The sequence below is a fragment of the Aestuariibaculum sediminum genome (genome assembly GCF_014596945.1).
GTDB classification, from domain to species: domain Bacteria; phylum Bacteroidota; class Bacteroidia; order Flavobacteriales; family Flavobacteriaceae; genus Aestuariibaculum; species Aestuariibaculum sediminum.
Window position 1 is genome coordinate 968,905 of the sequence record NZ_JACVXB010000001.1, and the last position, 19,733, is coordinate 988,637.

Genomic DNA, 19,733 nt, shown 5'->3' on the forward strand with positions numbered 1-19,733 from the left:
CATGGCATATTATTACTACATAAAGGCTTTACATCTTATTTTTGTAATTACCTGGTTCGCAGGTCTTTTTTACATACCCAGATTATTTGTTTATCAAATTGAAGCTTCAGAAAAGCCATCGCCAGAAAAGGAGATTTTAGGTAAGCAACTGGCTTTAATGGCAAAACGGTTGTGGAATATTATTACCTGGCCGTCGGCTATTTTGGCTGTAGTTTTTGCTATTTGGTTACTTGTTCTTCAGCCATCCTTTTTGAAAATGCCCTGGATGCATGTAAAATTATCGTTTGTAATATTGCTTATTATCTACCACTTAAAAACGCATCAATATTACAAACAATTACAAGGTGGTGTTATTACAAAAACGTCTAATTTCATGCGTTTATGGAATGAAGGTGCTACGTTTATTTTATTTGCAGTAGTATTCTTAGTTGTGTTACAAAGTGCAATTAATTGGATTTTTGGTGTTGTAGGGATTATTGTTTTGGGTATTTTAATTACACTAGGTTTTAAAATTTATAAAAATATTCGCGATAAAAATCCAGAAGCTTAGGTTCTAAAATTTTCATGAGAATATATTGGTTCGATTATTGCTATATTTAGGCAATAATTAAGTTTAATGAAAGTAAAAAAACTCTCTTTACGCACCCGTATATTTTTAGCCATGATTTTATTGGTATTTCTGGCGTCGGTACTTATATCGGCTGTTGCAATTTATCAATATAAAGAGCAAAGTGCAGTGTATCATAATGGGCATCTGGAGCGTAAGGAGAAAAATATTCAAACACATTTAAAACGTATTTTGAATGGGCGTCAAAATACCTGGGAGGTGAAAACCGAAAATATTCCTATTATTTTCAAAGAAGAAATTTACAATATCGCCGATATTCATAAACTACAAATTAACCTTTATGACCTCGATGGCAGCTTATTGTTGTCTTCGCGAGCAGGGATACAGAAGCAAGCTGCCGATAGCTGTTTAAATGCTGAAATTTTAAATGCCATTTCAAATACTGCTGAGCATATGTATATGGATATTCACAAAGAAAATGGTGAAATATTTCAATCGTCGTACACTTATTTGCTCGATCAGCAGTCTAAGGCGATTGCGATTTTAAATTTACCTTACCTTGAAAAGGATGATTTTTTAACTAACGAAATCTTGGCGTTTTTACAGCGTATTACTTATGCATTTATTTTGGTTTTGATAGCGGCAATTGCTGTGGCGTTCTTGCTCTCTAAATACATTACCAAATCTTTGCAAACCATAAGTGATAAAATTAATGCTACACGTTTAGAGCGTCGTAATGAAAAAATAGATGTGGATGATACTAGTGAGGAAATCTCGATTTTAGTGAACTCCTACAACAGTATGATTGATGAACTTGAAGAAAGTGCTATTCAATTAGCTAAGAGCGAGCGTGAGCAAGCTTGGAGAGAAATGGCAAAACAGGTGGCGCATGAAATAAAGAATCCATTAACACCTATGCGATTAACTGTGCAAAATTTTCAACGTAAGTTCAATCCAGAAGATGAAAACATTAATGAAAAACTGGATGAATACAGTAAAACATTAATTCAGCAAATAGATACCATGAGTGCTATAGCGTCGGCATTTTCAAATTTTGCTAAAATGCCTGCGCAACAAAACGAAACCCTAAATGTGGTTAAAATAGTAAAATTAGCACTCGATATTTTTACCGAAGACTATATTGTGTTTAAGGCTGAAGACGAAGAAATTATTGCTAAATTTGATAGAACCCAACTCATTAGAGTGGTTACTAATCTTGTGAAAAATGGGATTCAGGCAATTCCAGAAGGTAAGATTCCAAGAATAGAAATTGAGGTAATGAACTATAATAATAATGTTGTTATTACAATAACCGATAATGGATCGGGGATAACCGAAGACAATATTGATAAAGTGTTTGAACCTAAATTTACGACTAAAACCAGTGGTATGGGTTTAGGGCTTGCTATGGTGAAAAACATAGTTGAAACTTATAAAGGTACTGTTACAGTAACTTCAGAGAAGAATATAGGGACTACCTTTAAAGTAACATTTCCTAAAGAGTAATTAGGAGCTAATAGAAAAATAATAATATCATGACTTTTAATAATATACTATACGACATTCAAAGTTCTTTATTAACAATAACAATTAACCGGCCTAAAAAACTTAATGCCCTAAATAAGGAAACAATACAAGAATTACACGAAGCATTAAAATTGGCACAGAACAATAAGAATGTTAAAGCCATTATCCTTACAGGTAGTGGAGATAAAGCCTTTGTAGCAGGGGCCGATATTAGTGAGTTTGCAAATTTTTCGGTTGAAGAAGGTACTGCGCTTGCTGCAAATGGACAGGAAATATTGTTTGATTTTATAGAAAATTTATCGAAACCTGTAATTGCTGCCGTTAACGGATTTGCTTTAGGAGGAGGGTTGGAGCTTGCTATGGCTTGTCATTTTAGGTTAGCAAGCGATAATGCTAAAATGGGTTTGCCAGAAGTCTCCTTGGGAGTTATTCCCGGTTATGGTGGTACACAACGATTGCCTCAATTAGTTGGTAAAGGGCGTGCCTTGGAAATGATTATGACTGCTGGAATGATTAATGCAAACCAAGCGTTACAATATGGTTTAGTAAATGAAGTTACTACACAAGAGGAACTACTTCCTTTGTGCGAGAAAATAGCAAATAAAATTTGTAATAACTCGCCAGTAGCAATCGCTTCTGCTATACAGGCTGTTAATGCTAATTTTAAATCAGGAGTTAATGGTTTTCAAGTTGAAATTGAAGGATTTGGACATTGTTTTGGTACAAAGGATTTTACTGAAGGGACTTCGGCATTTTTAGAAAAGCGCAAAGCAAATTTTACTGGAGAATAAAGAAAAAATTAGTCTAATAATAAAAAAAGGTAGGCCATAAAAGCCTACCTTTTTCATTGGTTTTAATATATTTTAATTAAAATTAATTGGTTATTTCTTTAGTAAAAACTTTACCATCTGTTTTGTAGATGATTTTATAATCACCTTTGTTTAAACCAGATAACCTGAATATTCTGCTAACGTTTTCTGTATTTTCTATTGTTTCAGAATACATTAACTCAGGGACATGGGCAGATCCATCTTCAGGAGTAAAATAAACTGCAATAGCTAAAGGCGATTTGTTTAACGACAATCTAGAAATATATACCATTTCGCCTTTAATTCTTGTTACAGGTTTATAAATGGTAGTTTCTAAATCTTTGTTAAAATTAACCTTATTAGATGTAACACTAAATGGAATAGTATTGATTTCAACATCTTTGTCTAATTCAAAGATATATTCGCCATCTGGAAGACTGGTTAAATCGAAACCTTTTGTGTAGGTTCCCTCTTCCTTTATGAGCTCTTTATATAGTACTATTCCGTTATCACCTTTAATAGATAATAGGTTACCAACTTTAACATCAGTTAAGGTTACCGAGATCTTGTCAGCATCATTTTTTGCAATTAAAAATGACCCTTCGTGTGCGAAACTTAACAAGGTAGCAAACATTGTTACCATTAAGAATCTTTTTTTGGTGTTGTTTAATACGTTTTTCATGATTTGGTGTTTTTAACGTTTCACATGGTAAAGTTAAAACAAGATATACTTGTGTAAAACATTGATATTGATGTATATATGTACTAAATTACCTGTTATTTTTACGTTGTATTTAGGTTAAATCAATATCATTTATTTTTAGGTTAATTATGTATATAACTACAACCCTGAGAGAAATTACCTTTAGAGAATAATTGTTTAGGTTTAATTAAATTTTACTAAAAAAAAGTGAGCCACCACAGCTCACTTTACCAACTAAACTAAATAAGACATTAAACTAATTATTAATGAATTTTGTGTATTCTTTGTTATTATAGATGAAAACTAATTTGTAGTCACCTGATTTTAATTTGTATGCTTTTTCAATAGATTGAATTCCTTTTATAGATTCAGAATGAATTAACTCATATTCATTGTCTTGGTTGGCGTAAATATGAATTTTAAAGGCTTCTCCGTTAGGCGCTAATTTTGTGATATAAAGCACACTGTTTTCTTGTCTTACAAAAGGCTTAAAAGTTGTTTTTTCTGCTGTTTTGTGAAAAGAAACAGAGTCGAAAGCAATCGTAAAAGGAAGTGTAGTGAATTCTAAGCTTTTTTCAATTTCTAAAATGTAATCACCTTGTGGTAATTCTGAGAAATCAAAAGCTTTTCTATAAGTCCCAGATACAACAATATCTTCTTTATAAAGAATAACCCCAAAACGATCTTTAATCGTTAAAACATTACCTGGTTTTACATCATTTAATGTGATTGCTGTTTTAGAAAGTTCACCATTTACTGTTGAAAATGTTCTTTCTGTTGCGTTACCTAATAATGATGCCGAGAGAGCTATTAATAATACGCTATACTTTAAAGTGCTAATAATCTTTTTCATAACTATGTGTTTTACAATGTTCAACGGTACAAATGTATGTTGGATTTTAACATGTTAAAACATCTGATTTGATGTATTTATATGCTATTTTAACTAAATGTATGGTTTTTTAATGCGGTATAGTGAAAGTTGTTTACATAAAGGTTAATATAGTATATGTTTAGAATTTATGTATGCATAATTATCTAATAAAGAAAAAAGATGGGAGGGTTACGGGTAAAATAGTGCAAAAAAAAAGTGAGCCACCACAGCTCACTTTACCAACTAAACTAAATAAGACATTAAACTAATTATTAATGAATATTGTAAACTCTACAATCGAGTATTTTATAATGTGTTTCTCTAAAAGAGATTAACAGTTTTTATTTCTAAGATTCTTAAATCAATCAAGCTTAAAAACTTCATGATTTTTAGATCGCGTTGTTATCATAAATCAACAATACAAAGATATGGCAGATTAAGTGTTAAGAAAACAACTAATTTACCGCATTTATATGCTATATTAACCGTTAAGAATTTGTTAACCTAAAGTTAAGTTAAAATAATACATAATCGAGGTAATTAATGATAGTTTTGCAATTTAATATGTTGTAAATTTGTTATAAACCCTATTTTGTTATGATTAATAAGAAACCCACATTTAGAAAACTTACACCAAGTTTCGGTAGTTCGATATTAGTTAAGCAACATGTCGACACCATTGATAAGTCTGCAGCATATTGGCATTTTCATCCCGAATTAGAGCTTATATATATTAATAAGGGACAAGGGAAAACACATATAGGAAACCATTTATCTTACTTTAATAATAGTCAGTTAATTTTAATAGGTTCAAATTTACCACATAATGGGTTTACCGACAGGTTAACTGCAAATGGTACAGAAACAACCATACAATTTAAATCAAATTTTTTAGGCGACGATTTTCTTAATGTTCCAGAAATGGCAAATATTGTGTCGTTGTTTGAGCGCGCAAAAAGAGGCATTAGGTTTAGAGTTGAAACGAAACAGAAAATCGGACCAAAAATTGAAAAGCTAAAAAAATACGACGGGTTAAAACGTATTTTTAAGTTCCTAGAAATATTAGATTATTTGGCCACGACAGACGATTATAATATTTTAAATGCTGATGGATTTTCATTTGAAACTGAGGCTCAGGATAGTTCAAAAGTTGATGTTATTTATAAGTATGTGAATAAAAATTTTCAAAGACACATAAGTTTAGATGAAATAGCCGATGAAGTTAGTATGACCGTTCCTGCGTTTTGTAGATATTTTAAAAAGGCTACAGGAAAAACATTTACTCAGTTAGTTAACGAGTATCGCGTTGTACATGCTACCAAATTACTTAATGAAAGCCAGATGAGTATAGCAGATATATGCTATGAATGCGGATTTAATAATTTCTCACACTTTAATAAGCAGTTTAATGAAATTGTTGGAAAAAGTGCATCGAACTATAGAAAGGAAATTAAAATGATAATTGGTTAATCATATTATTTTAAGCCATTCCATTCATTATAAAACTGATCTAAATACTGAACCATGAAATCGTGGCGTTCGGCAGCTATTTTTTTGGCGGTTTTAGAGTGCATTCGGTCTTTTAATAAAAGAAGTTTTTCATAAAAATGATTAATGCTAGGTGCTGTTGAAGCTTTGTATTCAGCTTTACTCATGTTTAAGTTAGGTTTTATTTCAGGGTCGTAAAGCCCTCGATTTTTAAAACCGCCATAATTAAAACAACGAGCAATACCAATGGCTCCTATAGCATCGAGTCGGTCGGCATCCTGAACTACATTTAACTCAGCCGATTTAAATTTTTGTGCTTCGTTGCCTCCTTTAAATGATATGTTTTCAATTATTTTAACCACATGTTCAATAATTGAAGAGTCTACATTTTGTTTAAATAGAAATTCTCGAGCCATTTTTGGTCCAACTGTTTCATCGCCATCATGAAATTTACTATCAGCAATATCGTGTAATAGTGCACCAAGCTGCACAATGAAAAGATTGACAGGTTCGCTTTTTGCAATGAGTACTGCATTATTGTAAACTCTCAAAGTGTGAAACCAATCGTGCCCACCTTCGGCATTTTTCAGGGTGTCTTTTACAAAGGTTTTAGTTTTCTCAATGATTGGATCAATACTCATATTATAAAAATAAAAATTCCTTTCGATATGGAAAGGAATTTTAAGTATACAAGATAAATTATTTTACTGTTGCCGGCTCTACCCATTTAAATTGGTATGAGTTTTCAGGAACTTTCATGCGGTCGGATAAACGGTACATGCGTTCAGGAAGTTTCATTAAATAATCTCTGGCTTTCTCAGCTTCGTCGGTTAGGTTTGTAATTTTATCAATTTCCCAACGTTCAATAAGTTTTTGAAGAATATCAACGTAATCTCTAGATGTGTAAACACCAATGCGTTGCGCTGTATTCGAAAATTCTTCAAATGCCGTACTTATTTTACCTCCAGACTCGCGTAAAAAATGAGCAGGCATGGTTATTTTTTGTTTCATCATATAATGAAATGCCATCATCATTTGGCTAGGGTCAACTTTAAAAATACGTTCCACAAACTCCGAATAGGCATGGTGGTGTCGCATTTCATCTCCTGAAATTATCTGACACATTTTAGCTAAACGTTTATTACCTTTCTTTTTAGCAATTTTAGCTACACGATTATGTGAAACATAAGTTGCTAATTCCTGAAAACTGGTATAAACAAAGTTTTTGTAAGGGTCGCGATCGGTGCCAATATCAAAACCATCGGCAATAAGATATTGTGTGGTTTTTTCAATTTCTTTCATGTTTACACGACCTGAAAGGTATAAGTATTTATTCAGGACATCGCCGTGTCTGTTTTCTTCTGCAGTCCATTGTTTTACCCATTTCGACCAGCCATTTCCGCCATTTTCTACTTGATCAACACCTTCTACATCCATAAGCCAGGATTCGTAGGTTGGAAGTGCTTCTTCGGTAATCATATCACCGACTAATACTACCCAGAAATCGTATGGTAATTCTTTAGCTAATTCTCTTATTTCTCTAACCTCTTCAAAAAAGGTCTCATCTGTAGTTTCTGAATTTGGTAAAAAATCTGTGGGTTGCCATATGCTTTCAATAGGAATTAAATATTTTTCCATTAAAGCGTCAACGTCTTTTTCCAAAAACTGCATCACTTCTAATCTCACATTCTTTAACGACATTTTACTATGTTTTATGAGTGAATACTGTTTGTTATAGTAGCTTCTACACTATTTATAAGCTCTTCTTTATTTGCAAAGGTACTAACTTTTAAAGGCTTATGAATAGTAAATGTGATATGATTACCTAAGCCCATCGGGAATTTTCCATATTTCAGCATTTTCCATGAATTATTTATGGTAACAGGAACCACATACGCAGAGGGTATTTTCTTAAATAACATTTCTAAACCTTTAGTTTGAAATGGTTTAGGTTTCCCGGTTTTGCTTCGGGTACCTTCAGGGAAAATAACTGCTGCACGCTTATTTTTTTCAATGTACTCACCGAATTTCATTAGCACAGGAAACGATTGCCTTGGATTTTTACGGTCTATTAAGGCTGCGCCTCCATGACGTAAGTTGTAAGATACACTAGGAATCCCCTTTCCTAACTCAATTTTACTAATAAATTTAGGGTGATGTTTACGCATATACCACGTAAGTGGATAAATATCATGTAAACTTTGATGGTTCGCTACAAAAATAATAGGTGTATTTTTTGGAATGTCATGTTCATTAATACAGGAAAAACGTGTGCCTAAAACATGACCACAAAGCATTAAACAATATTGTAAAGCGTCAACACTTAATTTATGTGCTTTATAACCAAACAGATTAAAACAAATCCATTGAATGGGATGAAAAATAACCAATGTTAGGAAAAAACACAGGTAATAAATGGCGGTTAGCGGATATGATAATAATTTTAACATGCCGCAAAAATAAGTAAAAACTACGCTTAATAAACAGCGATACAGGTGTTATTTTCACAGGCCACCGATTTAGGTGGAGTCACCAGCATACAATCTGAAATAATACCCCATTTACTGTTGTAATTATCTTCCATCTGATTGTAGGTTTTAACCAATGCTTCAAGTGCTTCAATATCGATCGATGAAGCGTATACTAAATAGCTTTTAGGTCCGCCGCAGGCTTTGCTTCCAAAAGCAATGTACTTGCATGTTGTATTTTCATTACACACCGAACTTGAAACTAATGTTTCTATTTTATTTCGTAATTCTGTTAATTCCTTTTGGTCTTCTTCTTGAGATGTTACCATATCGTCATCGCATTGCGTAGACATAAGAAATAGTGGAATTATTAAAAGAAAGAAAGGTTTCATAACACGCGTTTTTTTGGTAGATGCACCAAGTGAGCAAAGGTTGCGCAATAAAACCAAAAAAGCCACGATAATTCGTGGCTTAGTTATAACTAATTTACTCTTTGTTAGCAATGCTCGTTATAAGCATCAACCAGGTTTTCTGCAATTAATTCAGCAGGACGACCTTCAATATGATGACGCTCTAACATATGTACTAATTCTCCATCTTTAAAAAGAGCCATACTAGGTGAGCTGGGTGGAAACGGAACCATATGTTGCCTTGCTTGTGCAACCGCTTCTTTATCTACACCTGCAAAAACAGTAACTATATGATCTGGTTTTTTTGCATTTTCTAAACTTAAACGAGCACCTGGACGTGCATTGGCTGCAGCACAACCACAAACCGAATTTACCACAATAAGTGTAGTTCCTTCTTTAGCTAGGGCAGCATCTACAGCTTCGGGTGTATGTAATTCTTCAAAACCAACTTTCGTTAAATCTTCACGCATTGGTTTCACTAATTCTGCTGGATACATATTTTAATGTTTTATTATTATAAATTTTAATTATGCAAAGGTAATCAAAAATCGTGCAATAATGGTTTTGGCGTTACCTTATAACACTTTAGGTGTCATAAGGTCAGGCTGTCTGCTATATCTTTTCTTCGTGCTGAAATAAATTCAGCATCTCATAAAAGGATGTCGCTTCCATCCTTAACGCGAAAATCACGATACTATTTGGGCTGAAGGTTAAATTCTAGAACCTTGCTAATAACATGACATCCATCGGTTTCAATGGTAATTGGGTCGCTGATGAATGTTTTATATTTAGCAGAAGTTACAGTAATTACATATGTGCCTGGTCGCTCACCAGCGCCAGAAAATGAGTCGAAACCAGTAAATTGTTTAAAAATTTCCTTATAATTTCCCTCAGTAACTTTTACTTCAACATTGTTTGTTGCATTGTTTGTGATTTTGTTCTGGGTTTCGGCATCTATTAGCGTAATATTCAAACCATAAACAAAAATGTCTGTGCAAATTATACCTTCATCAGAGTCATTATTTTTACTGCAGGAAAAACAAATTAAAAAAGCCAGTACAGTAACAAAATATGTCGGTGTCATAATTAGAAATTTGTATTTACTTATAAGATGGAAAAAAAGGAAAAGGTTGCGTTTTGGTGCTGTAAAAACTTAAAATAAAACGAAACTTCTTTTAAAAGAATGAGAATATATGTAGGTTTGAAAATAAATCACAATATACATACATGAATTTTTCAAAATGGATTGGAGCGGCTATTGGATGGTCGTTTGGCGGACCTATAGGAGGTATTATCGGATTGGCATTAGGTAGTCTAGTTGATTCTATGGGCAACGATTCAGTTTATAAACAAGACACACAAACCGGTTATAGACAAAGCCCTGTAACGCAACCTGGCGATTTCGAAGTAAGCTTACTTATTTTAGCTTCCATTGTTATAAAGGCCGATGGTAAGCAGGATCAGCGCGAACTGGATTATGTACGACTGCATTTTGCTAATATGTATGGAAAGGAGCGAGCAAATCATGCGTTTCGTTTATTTAAGGAAATAAATAAGCAGAAAAATATTTCAACCAGACAGGTATGTATGCAAATTAGACAAATGATGCAACATCCGTCTCGGTTACAATTAGTTCATTTTTTATTTGGTATTGCAAAAGCAGATGGCGTAGTTACCGAAAGTGAAGTGTCGGTTATTCATACCATGGCGGGTTATTTAGGCATAAGTTCTTACGATTTTGAAAGCATTAAGGCCATGTTTTATGAATCGACCGATAATGCTTATAAAATTCTTGAAATTGATAAAACGGCAACCAATAACGACATTAAGCAGGCTTACCGCAAAATGGCTAAAAAATACCATCCCGATAAGGTGCTTCATCTGGGTGAAGAGCATCGCAAAGGTGCCGAAGAAAAATTTAGAGAAGTACAAAAAGCTTACGAACAACTTCAAAAGGAGCGCGGATTTTAATAAAATAGAATAAATTTAGGAGACCTTTTTAAGTTTTGACCATTAAGTATTAAACAAGTTTTATGAACGACAACAAAATCTTAGAACTTTTTAAACAAGGTCGGCGCGATAAAGCATTCAGCAAACTTTATACTTTGTATCCTAAAATTGAAGCATTGGTTTTATCTAAAGGCGGAGCAAAACACGATGCTGCCGATGTATTTCAAGAAGCGCTTATCATTCTTCACAGAAATCTGGAGAAATCAGATTTTAAATTAACCGCTTCATTTTATACCTACCTCTATTCGGTATCTCGGTTTGTGTGGAAAGATATGCATAGTAAGTTTTCGAAAGAAGAACTACAACAATTTAATACACAGGAAGTCACATATTTTCATGAGGTTTTAGAAGAGAAAAAATATAAACATGCCGAGCGGGCTTTTTTAGAGTTAGGAAAACGCTGTCAGCAATTATTAAGCTTGTTTTATATTGAAAAATTACAGTTTAAGGCCATTGCCCAACACATGCAATTCAAATCCGAAAAAATTGCAAAAAACCAGAAATACAAATGTTTAAAAAAAGCTAAAGAGACGTACTCTACAATGGCTGCCTTTTCATCTTAAAACTCGTAGGCTATGCAACACAATATTAAAGATATTGACTTAATTAATGCATATTTGTTTGGTAGTCTTACTGCTCAACAAAAAACTGATTTTGAAACTAGACTAAAAACCGATGTCGATTTTAAGAATACTTACGAAACACATGTAGTTTTTTTGGAAGGATTAAAGCGACAGGCTGTAAAACAGGATATAAAAAGAGGAAAGCGACTTTACGTTAGAAATAAGTGGTTTAAGGTTTTTGGGATTCCTTTAATCTTATTTGTTGTGTTGTTTTTTATATTTTTAATTTCTACCAATAATAAAGGCAAATTAGCATTCAGTCAAAAATTGAATTTTGAGTCGGAATATGTTCAATATTTCAACATTCCATTAGATTCAGTTATTGAAATAACCGGGAAAAAAGGCACAAAAATTAGGTTCAATCCAAATCATTTAAAAACCAATTCAAACGAAAGTTTTATAGCAGATTCTTTACGAGTAGAACTTATAGAATTAACTACAAAACAAGATTTGCTATTAGCTAATGCGCAAACGATTTCAAATGGAGAATGGCTAATTTCAGGAGGAGCATTTAAAATTAATATTTCTGCAAATGGTCTACCATTAAACCTAAATGAAGGTAAAACCATTCGTGTTCAATTTCCAAAAAACACTTCCGAAAAAAACATGCAATTATTTTATGGTGAAAGAGATGATTTAAATATTATGAATTGGTTGCCAACCAATATTCAACTTGAGCCAGAAACTTATTTTACTATTTTTTATAAAGATTCAATCGTTTTGGATGTTGAGCAAGCCAAAAGATTTGGTGTGGATATGTATAATCGTTTAGCTATTGCTGATTCGTTAGGTTATTTAGATTATACTGATATTACTTTGAAATTTCCTGAATTAGATAGTCTTATTGTTGAAAAGGACACATTAAGAGTGTTTTATAATACTTTTGAATTGTTTAGTGGGTACTTTCCTAATTCAGATTTTCCTCCTAGTGAATATTTTTCAATTTCCAGAGAACAAGCTAATTTTTTAATTAAGCCAGGTCCTGATTATTATGTTGATTATTATTTCGATAAAGGTTTTTTCGAAACCTATAATACCATAACAAACGATTTTTATAAAGCCCTAGAAATATCTAATCTTGGCTGGATAAATATCGACAAATTTGCTCCAAAGGAAGAAAAAGTGAATATTCAACTGAGCTTTAATTTGAGAACAAAATACAATGAAATTTATCTCATTGATGAAAGAAATAGCACCGTGCTAAACGTTTTAGATGAAGAAATTGAAATTCCCAAAGGCAGAAGTTTTTGCCTCATAGCCATAGGGATGAAAGGAGATGCTTATTATGTCTTTAAAAAATCGGTAAGATTTAAAACAAATACAGATTATAAAATAAATTATAAAGAAATAAAGGCTAATCAGTTAAAATCAATGTTAAAAATAGATGTTGATCCTCCACAAAATAAGCCTATTAAAAAGAAAGAAACCGAGGTTGAAAATGACTTTATTTCGGTTGAAGAAAAAGTAGTTGAAGATGAAATTGAAAATACAGAAATTCAAACTAAACCAGTAGTAGATTCTGTGATTACCGAGTTTTTCAAAAAGGTTTTTAAAACCCCAAATCGATTTGAAATTACTTCAAATAAAGATACTACCATAGTTTGCTCTGAAGGAACTAAACTGTTCATAAAAGCGAATAGTTTTATTGATGAAAATGCTATAGAAGTAAAAGGTAAAATGCATCTATTTGTTTCAGAATATTATAAAATTTCAGATATGCTTTTAGCTGATTTAACAACGACTTCCTATACTGAAATATTAGAAACTGGCGGCATGCTTTTTATCGAAGCAAAAAAGGAAAATAGTAAATTAAAATTAAAAGAACAGTCGGCTATAGAGATATCATTTCCAACTAAAAAACCGAAGAATGATATGCAACTGTTTTCAGGTTTTTGGAATAATGACCGTATTAATTGGGAATTACAATACGATACAGCATCGCTTCCTGCTGAAACTGCCAAAATTAATTTTGAGAAGCAAGAACCGAGGGTGGAAGTTCCTTACGCCGTTGTAGAACAAACACCTATTTTTCCAGACTGTGAGAAAGGAACTCGTAGCCAACAAAAAAACTGTACAAGTACAGCTATTAGTAAATTTGTAAGGGAAAATTTTAATATAAGTTTAGCTTCTGCTTACGGGTTATCTGGTCGTCAGCGAATTAATGCCATTTTTAAAATTAATGAAGAAGGAGCGGTGAGTGATATTCGAATACGAGCACCACACCCTGTTTTAAAGAGAGAAGCAGAAAGGGTTTTGTCATTATTACCAAAAATGATTCCTGGTAAACAAAGAGGGATTCCCGTTGTAGTACCATATTCTTTGCCCATAATATTTGATGTGGGTGAAAATATAAGTATAGCAAATATAAAACTTCTTGAGGGTATGAGTAATCAAGATTCAGTATACCTTGAAAGTTTAGAAAAAGATATTGTTAGTAGTAAAAATGATGTATTGCCTAAATCAGTTGTCGATAATTATATTTTAATGACTGGTAAACTTGGATGGATAAACTGTGACCGTTTTGTTCGAAATAGGAATTTAGTTAAGTATAAACTTATTCAGGGTGACAGAGGTATAGCTAAAGTTAATGTGGTGTTTAAGTCCTTAAACTCTGTTTTACCTGGTAGATTTTTAAATGGGGGATACGACTTTGGTTCGGTGCCAACTGGCGAGATGGTAGTACTTATAGCTATTAAAAAGCTTAATGGTAAATTGTATCTACATATGGGAGAAACAATAATTAAAGAGAACCCTAAAATAGAATTCAAGTTTAGAGAAGTAAGCATAGATGAGCTTAAAAAAGCATTAAAAAAACTTAATAAGGATTTTAAATAAAACAAAAAAACCAATTTAGTTTATGCTAAATTGGTTTTTAGATGTTGTTTGTTAAAAAGATTAATAGCTGTATGAATTAATATTCCAGTTTTTGGTTTCCAGTATATTCTACAACTTGTCCGTCTTTTTTAAATACTAAAACGACTTTATCGTTTTCATCTAAGTATTTTGCTTTAAGCTCCCAACCTTCTTCGTTGGCGGAGTCAATTAAGCACTTGCGAACGTCGGGATTATTAAGGTTTAAGTTTAGTTCTACAGCTTTAGCACTTACGGCAAGCAAAAGCATTCCTGTAAAAAGTAGTAGTTTTTTCATAGAGTACAATTTTAAGTGTGTTATACATTGAACTCCATAAGATAGTACAGCTTCTACATATTTTTAAATATAATAGTTGATTGTCCTGTTTTTACGACGAATTCAACGGTTTTGCCCAAAATCAATGCACGATTATCCTTTTCATGTCCTGCGGGCATATTAAAGGCAATTGGAAAATTGTAATCTTTAAGAACATCAATAATAAGCTGTTCAACCGATGTACCCCATGGTGTGGTGTTGCGTTTCACTCTGCTCATATCACCAATTAAAACACCCGCACAGTGGTCAAAATATCCTGCGCGCTTTAAACCTTGTAGCATGCGGTCTATATGGTATTTGTATTCTCCAATTTCTTCAATAAAAAGAATTTTCCCAGTGGTATCTATACTAGTTTTTGAGCCTAACATGCTGTAAAGTAAACTTAAATTTCCTCCAACAACTGGAGCTGTAACAGAGCCTTCACGATTGTAGTTAGATCCTTTTAACGTATAATTTAATGATTCTCCAAAAATAGCTTTTCTAAACGTTTCAATGGTTTCAGGTATGGTGGTGAGGTCGTCTGGTAAGCTCGTGCACATGAGGGCATGAATTGTTTCAAAACCTTTAATATGAAATAAATTATGTAATGCTGTAATATCCGAAAACCCAATAAGCCATTTCGGTTTCTTGTTAAACGCTGTAAAATCTAATTTATCTATTATTCTAACAGCACCATAACCACCTCTAGCACACCATATGGCTTTAATTGAAGGGTTGTCCATAGCGTTTTGAACATCTTCACAACGTTCGGCATCTGTACCTGCAAAATGGTTATTTTGGTTAAAAACATGCTCTCCTAAAACAGGGTGTAAACCCCAGCTGATTAACAGTTTTTTTGCTTCTTCAATTTCGTCGGTACGGTTTTTTAAAATACCTGATGGTGCAACAATAGCAACCGTATCGCCAACTTTTAAATATGGAGGTTGTGTCAAGGTTATTGTGGTATTAGTTGAATTGTTTTGAGCCAGACCCGTTGTTTTTCCAATGAAACAAACAGTACAAATAAATAGGCTTAATATTGAGATTTTAGACATATGGTAAAAGTACATTTTTTTTCTAAAAGCTTAACAAACAAACCTGATGCCAAATACTCAAATATTATTATTTTCGAGAAAAACCATAAGTGCTTTTAAAGTCAATTATCGAGTAAAATGTGTACTTTTGTGGCTTCAAAAACGAAATTATAATGTCAAAACGATATACTATTACTTCTGCATTACCGTATACTAACGGGCCTATTCATATAGGGCATTTGGCAGGAGTTTATGTGCCAGCCGATATTTATGCGCGCTTTTTACGATTAACAGGTAACGATGTATTATTTATTGGAGGAAGTGACGAGCATGGTGTTCCAATTACTATTAAGGCCAAAAACGAAGGTGTAACGCCTCAGGATATTGTAGATAAATATCATGCGATTATTAAAGAATCGTTTGAAGAATTTGGTATTTCGTTTGATAATTATTCACGTACTTCGGCACCAATTCATCACGAAACGGCATCAGAATTTTTCAAAACGTTATACGATAAGGGAGAATTTATTGAAGAAACTACCGAGCAACTTTACGACGAAAAGGCTAATCAGTTTTTAGCCGATCGTTTTGTAACAGGTACTTGCCCGAAATGCGGAAATGAAGAAGCTTATGGTGATCAATGTGAAAAATGTGGTACGAGTTTAAATGCTACCGATTTAATAAATCCGAAGTCGGCATTAACAGGAAATGTACCCACCCTAAAACAAACAAAACACTGGTTTTTACCTTTAGATAAACATGAAGCTTTTCTAAAAGAATGGATTTTAGAGGGGCATAGAAAAGATTGGAAACCGAATGTTTACGGGCAAGTAAAATCATGGATTGACGATGGTTTGCGTCCACGTGCCGTAACGCGCGATTTAGATTGGGGTATACCTGTTCCGGTTGAAGGCGGCGAAGGCAAAGTGCTTTATGTGTGGTTCGATGCGCCTATTGGCTATATTTCTTCAACTAAAGAATGGGCAGCACGCGAAGGTAAAGATTGGGAGTCGTATTGGAAAGATAAAGATACCAAGCTGGTTCACTTTATTGGAAAGGACAACATTGTATTTCATTGTATTATTTTTCCAGCGATGTTACAAGCAGAAGGCAGTTATATTTTACCAGATAATGTACCAGCAAACGAATTCTTAAATTTAGAAGGGAACAAATTGTCAACTTCTAAAAATTGGGCTGTTTGGTTGCCAGAATACTTAAAGGAATTTCCAGGTCAGCAGGACGTATTGCGTTATGCTTTAACCGCAAATGCGCCTGAAACTAAAGACAACGATTTTACCTGGAAGGATTTTCAAGCGCGTAACAACAATGAGCTCGTAGCGATTTTTGGTAATTTTATTAATCGTGTTGTTGTATTAACAAATAAATATTACAACGGACTTGTGCCTGAACCTGCTGAATTATCTCAGGTAGACCAAGAGACCTTGGCAGCGGTAAAAGCGTATCCAAATGTAATAGCAAGCTCAATTGAACGTTACCGTTTCAGAGAAGGTCAGCAAGAACTCATGAATTTGGCGCGTTTAGGAAATAAATATTTAGCCGACGAAGAGCCTTGGAAGGTAGTAAAAGTAGATGAATTACGTACACAGACTATCATGTACGTTGCATTACAAATAGCTTCTGCTTTAGCAACTTTAAGCGAACCATTTTTACCGTTTACTTCTAATAAATTAAAAGGCATTTTAAACGTTAGTTCGAGTAATTCGACAAAGGAGAATCGTATCGAGAACTCATGGAACGATATTTCACAGAAAAATGTGTTACTTCCTGCAGGTCATCAAATTGGGAAATCGGAGTTGTTGTTTACAAAAATTGAAGATGAAACTATTCAGTTTCAACTTGATAAATTAGAAGCTAGTAAAAAAGCAAACGAAGCAGCAAATAAAACCGTGGAGCCACAAAAAGATACGATTACTTTTGATGATTTTACAAAACTCGACATGCGTGTAGGTACTATTATTCAAGCTGAAAAAATGCCAAAAGCAAAAAAATTATTGGTTTTAAAAGTGGATACAGGTATCGACACTAGAACCATTGTATCTGGCATCGCAGAACATTTTACACCCGAGGAAGTGGTAGGTAAAAAAGTAACCGTATTGGTAAATCTCGCACCAAGAGCTTTGCGTGGGGTAGAAAGTGAAGGTATGATTTTAATGACCGAGAATACCGAAGGGAAATTGGTGTTTGTGAATCCCGATGATAGTAATGTTGCCAACGGATTGCAAATAAGTTAATATAATTTTAAAACCATAAATATTTGAGAGCCACATAACTTTTATGAGGCTCTTTTTTTTTTAACGGGTGTGCAATTTTAACATTTAATCTTATTTAGATTTATTTAAAATAACATATATTTGCCCAACTAATTGCATTATATACAGACTTTTGGGTAAAAAGAAAAAAAAGAAAGTAGAGAAAGCCATTAAAAAACTGGAGGCCGCAGGAATTATTCTTCCAGAGAAAGTTAAAAGTAGCTGCTGTAAAAAGTTTAAGAAAGGTGAAAACAAGCGTTGTAAAAAATGTCCTTGTTTCGATTTGCTTAAAAAAGTGGCCTAGTATTAAATCTAAATATATTTAATCAACATATTAAAAAAACAGATAATTCATAATTGAGTTGTCTGTTTTTTTTTGTTATCATGTATCCATGTCATTTTTTTTGTGTCTAATCTATAGCGTATTAATTTTACTAAGGGTTTCGTCAGGAATTTACTCAGTAAGTAATCTGTAAATCGTCAACCTTTCGTATATTTAGAGTAAGCTATTAATTTTTATAAAATTTATATGAAAAGAGTTATTTTGTTAGTTCTGGCCGTGACTTTTATGGCCTGTGGTGGATCGAAAACCATAAGAGATTCGAGAAAAGTAATTAAGGGAAATTGGACGCTAAGCGATATTAGCTATAGCAAATCTGGACAGTACAATGTCACTTTGTTAGATGATGCATCAAAATCATGTTTCGAAGGTAGTACTTGGCAGTTTATACCCAATAATAATACAGGTATGTATTCTATTAACAAGTATGCTTGCGAGGCCGGCGACCGTCATTTTATTTTTACCATTGATGAAATAGATGAAACAACTGGATTGTACGATTTCTTATTAAAACCTACAGACGAGAAAGGTAAATCTCAAACCAATAAAGGGTTTCGATTAAGTCTTACGGCACTTTCCGATTCGCAAATGCAATGGCAACAAACCGTTATTGTAGATAATCAGCCTTTTACAATTTCAATGAATTTCAAAAAAATATAAATTGAATAATAAAACCTTATACAATTATGAAAAAAGTATTAAATAGAACTGGTATTTTGTTATTAGCACTGGCGTGCGTTTTGTCAACTGCAAGTTGTAAATCGGTACAAAATGCAAACAATAAACAAAAAGGCGGTGTAATAGGAGCTACTGGTGGTGCTATTTTAGGAGCTATTATCGGAAACAATGTTGGTAAAGGAGGTAACGGTGAATTAGGAGCTGTTATTGGTGGAGTTATTGGTGGTGGTGCCGGAGTACTTATTGGAAATAAAATGGATAAACAGGCGCAACAAATTGAAGAAGAAATTCCGGGCGCACAAGTAGAACGTGTCGATGAGGGTATTGTGGTAACCTTTGATGAGAATAGTGGTGTATTTTTCGATACCAATAAATACAATATTAACTCGGCTTCTCAAGCAACCTTGAATAAATTAATTGGTGTGTTTAAAGAATATCCAGATACGAATATTTTAGTCGTAGGCCATACCGATAGTACTGGAGATGCGGCTTACAATATGACCTTGTCAAAAAATCGTGCTAATTCCGTTACAAATTATTTAACATCTAATGGAATTTCTTCGAGTAGGCTAACAACAAATTGGTTTGGAGAAGAGCAACCAATCGCCGACAATGGGACGGCTGAAGGTCGCGCCAAAAACCGACGTGTGAATGTGGCTATCGTTCCTAATGAAAAAATGATAGAAGACGCTAAAGCCGAAGCGGGCAATTAAAAAGATATTTATATTTGTTTAAATCTCGTTTTCAATGTTACTTTGAAAACGA

At 33.3% G+C, this 19,733-nt stretch carries 20 protein-coding genes; 10 read left to right on the forward strand and 10 right to left on the reverse strand.

What is annotated here, in order from left to right:
* The first annotated feature begins 1 nt into the window (after window position 1).
* From ICJ83_RS04455 to ICJ83_RS04465, 3 genes are all read left to right on the forward strand, one after another.
* Window positions 2-550, forward strand: a complete 549-nt coding sequence (locus ICJ83_RS04455) for a CopD family protein (protein ID WP_188229139.1) — start codon at window positions 2-4, stop codon at window positions 548-550.
* A 66-nt stretch (window positions 551-616) separates the two neighbouring features.
* A complete protein-coding gene (locus ICJ83_RS04460; RefSeq protein WP_188229140.1) occupies window positions 617-2,074 on the forward strand; it encodes a sensor histidine kinase in 1,458 nt (485 codons plus the stop codon).
* 29 nt (window positions 2,075-2,103) lie between these two features.
* The gene (locus ICJ83_RS04465) at window positions 2,104-2,886 is read left to right on the forward strand and encodes an enoyl-CoA hydratase/isomerase family protein (protein ID WP_188229141.1); all 783 of its coding nucleotides are present in this window, start codon (window positions 2,104-2,106) and stop codon (window positions 2,884-2,886) included.
* 82 nt (window positions 2,887-2,968) lie between these two features.
* Here ICJ83_RS04465 and ICJ83_RS04470 read toward each other — a convergent pair whose 3' ends face one another.
* Entirely contained in the window at window positions 2,969-3,586 is a 618-nt protein-coding gene (locus ICJ83_RS04470) for a hypothetical protein (protein ID WP_188229142.1), read from the reverse strand.
* 277 nt (window positions 3,587-3,863) lie between these two features.
* The gene (locus ICJ83_RS04475) at window positions 3,864-4,460 is read right to left on the reverse strand and encodes a hypothetical protein (RefSeq protein ID WP_188229143.1); all 597 of its coding nucleotides are present in this window, start codon (window positions 4,458-4,460) and stop codon (window positions 3,864-3,866) included.
* 618 nt (window positions 4,461-5,078) lie between these two features.
* On the opposite strand from ICJ83_RS04475, the gene ICJ83_RS04480 reads away from it, so the two are divergent.
* On the forward strand, window positions 5,079-5,951 hold the full coding sequence (locus ICJ83_RS04480; protein ID WP_188229144.1) for an AraC family transcriptional regulator: 873 nt from the start codon (window positions 5,079-5,081) through the stop codon (window positions 5,949-5,951).
* Window positions 5,952-5,956: 5 nt separating this feature from the next.
* On the opposite strand, the gene ICJ83_RS04485 is transcribed toward ICJ83_RS04480, so the two are convergent.
* The 6 genes from ICJ83_RS04485 to ICJ83_RS04510 form a co-directional block, all read right to left on the reverse strand.
* Window positions 5,957-6,610 (reverse strand): HD domain-containing protein, encoded by a 654-nt coding sequence (locus tag ICJ83_RS04485; protein ID WP_188229145.1) that lies wholly within the window; start codon window positions 6,608-6,610, stop codon window positions 5,957-5,959.
* A 58-nt stretch (window positions 6,611-6,668) separates the two neighbouring features.
* The gene (locus tag ICJ83_RS04490) at window positions 6,669-7,670 is read right to left on the reverse strand and encodes an acyl-ACP desaturase (protein ID WP_188229146.1); all 1,002 of its coding nucleotides are present in this window, start codon (window positions 7,668-7,670) and stop codon (window positions 6,669-6,671) included.
* 11 nt (window positions 7,671-7,681) lie between these two features.
* Window positions 7,682-8,419 carry a lysophospholipid acyltransferase family protein gene (locus ICJ83_RS04495; RefSeq protein ID WP_188229147.1) on the reverse strand — a complete coding sequence of 246 codons (738 nt, stop codon included), beginning with the start codon at window positions 8,417-8,419 and terminating at the stop codon, window positions 7,682-7,684.
* A gap of 26 nt (window positions 8,420-8,445) precedes the next feature.
* Window positions 8,446-8,829 carry a hypothetical protein gene (locus tag ICJ83_RS04500; RefSeq protein WP_188229148.1) on the reverse strand — a complete coding sequence of 128 codons (384 nt, stop codon included), beginning with the start codon at window positions 8,827-8,829 and terminating at the stop codon, window positions 8,446-8,448.
* Window positions 8,830-8,933: 104 nt separating this feature from the next.
* On the reverse strand, window positions 8,934-9,344 hold the full coding sequence (locus tag ICJ83_RS04505; protein WP_188229149.1) for a BrxA/BrxB family bacilliredoxin: 411 nt from the start codon (window positions 9,342-9,344) through the stop codon (window positions 8,934-8,936).
* A gap of 197 nt (window positions 9,345-9,541) precedes the next feature.
* Complete coding sequence (locus ICJ83_RS04510; protein ID WP_188229150.1) at window positions 9,542-9,931, reverse strand: hypothetical protein; 390 nt, start codon at window positions 9,929-9,931, stop codon at window positions 9,542-9,544.
* A 143-nt stretch (window positions 9,932-10,074) separates the two neighbouring features.
* Here ICJ83_RS04510 and ICJ83_RS04515 point away from each other — a divergent pair, with 143 nt between their 5' ends.
* The 3 genes from ICJ83_RS04515 to ICJ83_RS04525 all read left to right on the forward strand — a co-directional run bounded on the left by ICJ83_RS04515 (window position 10,075) and on the right by ICJ83_RS04525 (window position 14,315).
* On the forward strand, window positions 10,075-10,818 hold the full coding sequence (locus ICJ83_RS04515; RefSeq protein WP_188229151.1) for a molecular chaperone DjiA: 744 nt from the start codon (window positions 10,075-10,077) through the stop codon (window positions 10,816-10,818).
* Between the two features lie 62 nt (window positions 10,819-10,880).
* On the forward strand, window positions 10,881-11,420 hold the full coding sequence (locus ICJ83_RS04520; protein WP_188229152.1) for an RNA polymerase sigma factor: 540 nt from the start codon (window positions 10,881-10,883) through the stop codon (window positions 11,418-11,420).
* Window positions 11,421-11,432: 12 nt separating this feature from the next.
* A complete protein-coding gene (locus ICJ83_RS04525; protein WP_188229153.1) occupies window positions 11,433-14,315 on the forward strand; it encodes an energy transducer TonB in 2,883 nt (960 codons plus the stop codon).
* Between the two features lie 76 nt (window positions 14,316-14,391).
* Here the strand turns inward: ICJ83_RS04525 and ICJ83_RS04530 are convergent, their stop codons facing one another.
* The gene (locus tag ICJ83_RS04530; protein WP_188229154.1) at window positions 14,392-14,628 is read right to left on the reverse strand and encodes a hypothetical protein; all 237 of its coding nucleotides are present in this window, start codon (window positions 14,626-14,628) and stop codon (window positions 14,392-14,394) included.
* A gap of 53 nt (window positions 14,629-14,681) precedes the next feature.
* Complete coding sequence (locus ICJ83_RS04535; RefSeq protein ID WP_188229155.1) at window positions 14,682-15,701, reverse strand: S66 peptidase family protein; 1,020 nt, start codon at window positions 15,699-15,701, stop codon at window positions 14,682-14,684.
* 152 nt (window positions 15,702-15,853) lie between these two features.
* Between ICJ83_RS04535 and metG the strand changes: the two genes are divergently transcribed.
* The 3 genes from metG (at window position 15,854) to ICJ83_RS04550 (ending at window position 19,681) form a co-directional block, all read left to right on the forward strand.
* Entirely contained in the window at window positions 15,854-17,932 is a 2,079-nt protein-coding gene (gene metG, locus ICJ83_RS04540) for a methionine--tRNA ligase (protein ID WP_188229156.1), read from the forward strand.
* A gap of 547 nt (window positions 17,933-18,479) precedes the next feature.
* Entirely contained in the window at window positions 18,480-18,950 is a 471-nt protein-coding gene (locus ICJ83_RS04545; protein WP_188229157.1) for a lipocalin family protein, read from the forward strand.
* Window positions 18,951-18,976: 26 nt separating this feature from the next.
* On the forward strand, window positions 18,977-19,681 hold the full coding sequence (locus ICJ83_RS04550; RefSeq protein WP_188229158.1) for an OmpA family protein: 705 nt from the start codon (window positions 18,977-18,979) through the stop codon (window positions 19,679-19,681).
* The last annotated feature ends 52 nt before the right edge of the window (window positions 19,682-19,733 follow it).

Coding starts and splice junctions, on each gene's coding strand:
- ICJ83_RS04525 (WP_188229153.1), top strand. CDS start 11,433: ATGCAACACAATATTAAAGATATTGACTTAATTAATGCATATTTGTTT.
- ICJ83_RS04455 (WP_188229139.1), top strand. CDS start 2: ATGGCATATTATTACTACATAAAGGCTTTACATCTTATTTTTGTAATT.
- ICJ83_RS04500 (WP_188229148.1), bottom strand. CDS start 8,829: ATGAAACCTTTCTTTCTTTTAATAATTCCACTATTTCTTATGTCTACG.
- ICJ83_RS04515 (WP_188229151.1), top strand. CDS start 10,075: ATGAATTTTTCAAAATGGATTGGAGCGGCTATTGGATGGTCGTTTGGC.
- ICJ83_RS04505 (WP_188229149.1), bottom strand. CDS start 9,344: ATGTATCCAGCAGAATTAGTGAAACCAATGCGTGAAGATTTAACGAAA.
- ICJ83_RS04490 (WP_188229146.1), bottom strand. CDS start 7,670: ATGTCGTTAAAGAATGTGAGATTAGAAGTGATGCAGTTTTTGGAAAAA.
- ICJ83_RS04545 (WP_188229157.1), top strand. CDS start 18,480: ATGAAAAGAGTTATTTTGTTAGTTCTGGCCGTGACTTTTATGGCCTGT.
- ICJ83_RS04550 (WP_188229158.1), top strand. CDS start 18,977: ATGAAAAAAGTATTAAATAGAACTGGTATTTTGTTATTAGCACTGGCG.
- ICJ83_RS04510 (WP_188229150.1), bottom strand. CDS start 9,931: ATGACACCGACATATTTTGTTACTGTACTGGCTTTTTTAATTTGTTTT.
- ICJ83_RS04530 (WP_188229154.1), bottom strand. CDS start 14,628: ATGAAAAAACTACTACTTTTTACAGGAATGCTTTTGCTTGCCGTAAGT.
- ICJ83_RS04465 (WP_188229141.1), top strand. CDS start 2,104: ATGACTTTTAATAATATACTATACGACATTCAAAGTTCTTTATTAACA.
- ICJ83_RS04480 (WP_188229144.1), top strand. CDS start 5,079: ATGATTAATAAGAAACCCACATTTAGAAAACTTACACCAAGTTTCGGT.
- metG (WP_188229156.1), top strand. CDS start 15,854: ATGTCAAAACGATATACTATTACTTCTGCATTACCGTATACTAACGGG.
- ICJ83_RS04520 (WP_188229152.1), top strand. CDS start 10,881: ATGAACGACAACAAAATCTTAGAACTTTTTAAACAAGGTCGGCGCGAT.
- ICJ83_RS04460 (WP_188229140.1), top strand. CDS start 617: ATGAAAGTAAAAAAACTCTCTTTACGCACCCGTATATTTTTAGCCATG.
- ICJ83_RS04485 (WP_188229145.1), bottom strand. CDS start 6,610: ATGAGTATTGATCCAATCATTGAGAAAACTAAAACCTTTGTAAAAGAC.
- ICJ83_RS04470 (WP_188229142.1), bottom strand. CDS start 3,586: ATGAAAAACGTATTAAACAACACCAAAAAAAGATTCTTAATGGTAACA.
- ICJ83_RS04475 (WP_188229143.1), bottom strand. CDS start 4,460: ATGAAAAAGATTATTAGCACTTTAAAGTATAGCGTATTATTAATAGCT.
- ICJ83_RS04535 (WP_188229155.1), bottom strand. CDS start 15,701: ATGTCTAAAATCTCAATATTAAGCCTATTTATTTGTACTGTTTGTTTC.
- ICJ83_RS04495 (WP_188229147.1), bottom strand. CDS start 8,419: ATGTTAAAATTATTATCATATCCGCTAACCGCCATTTATTACCTGTGT.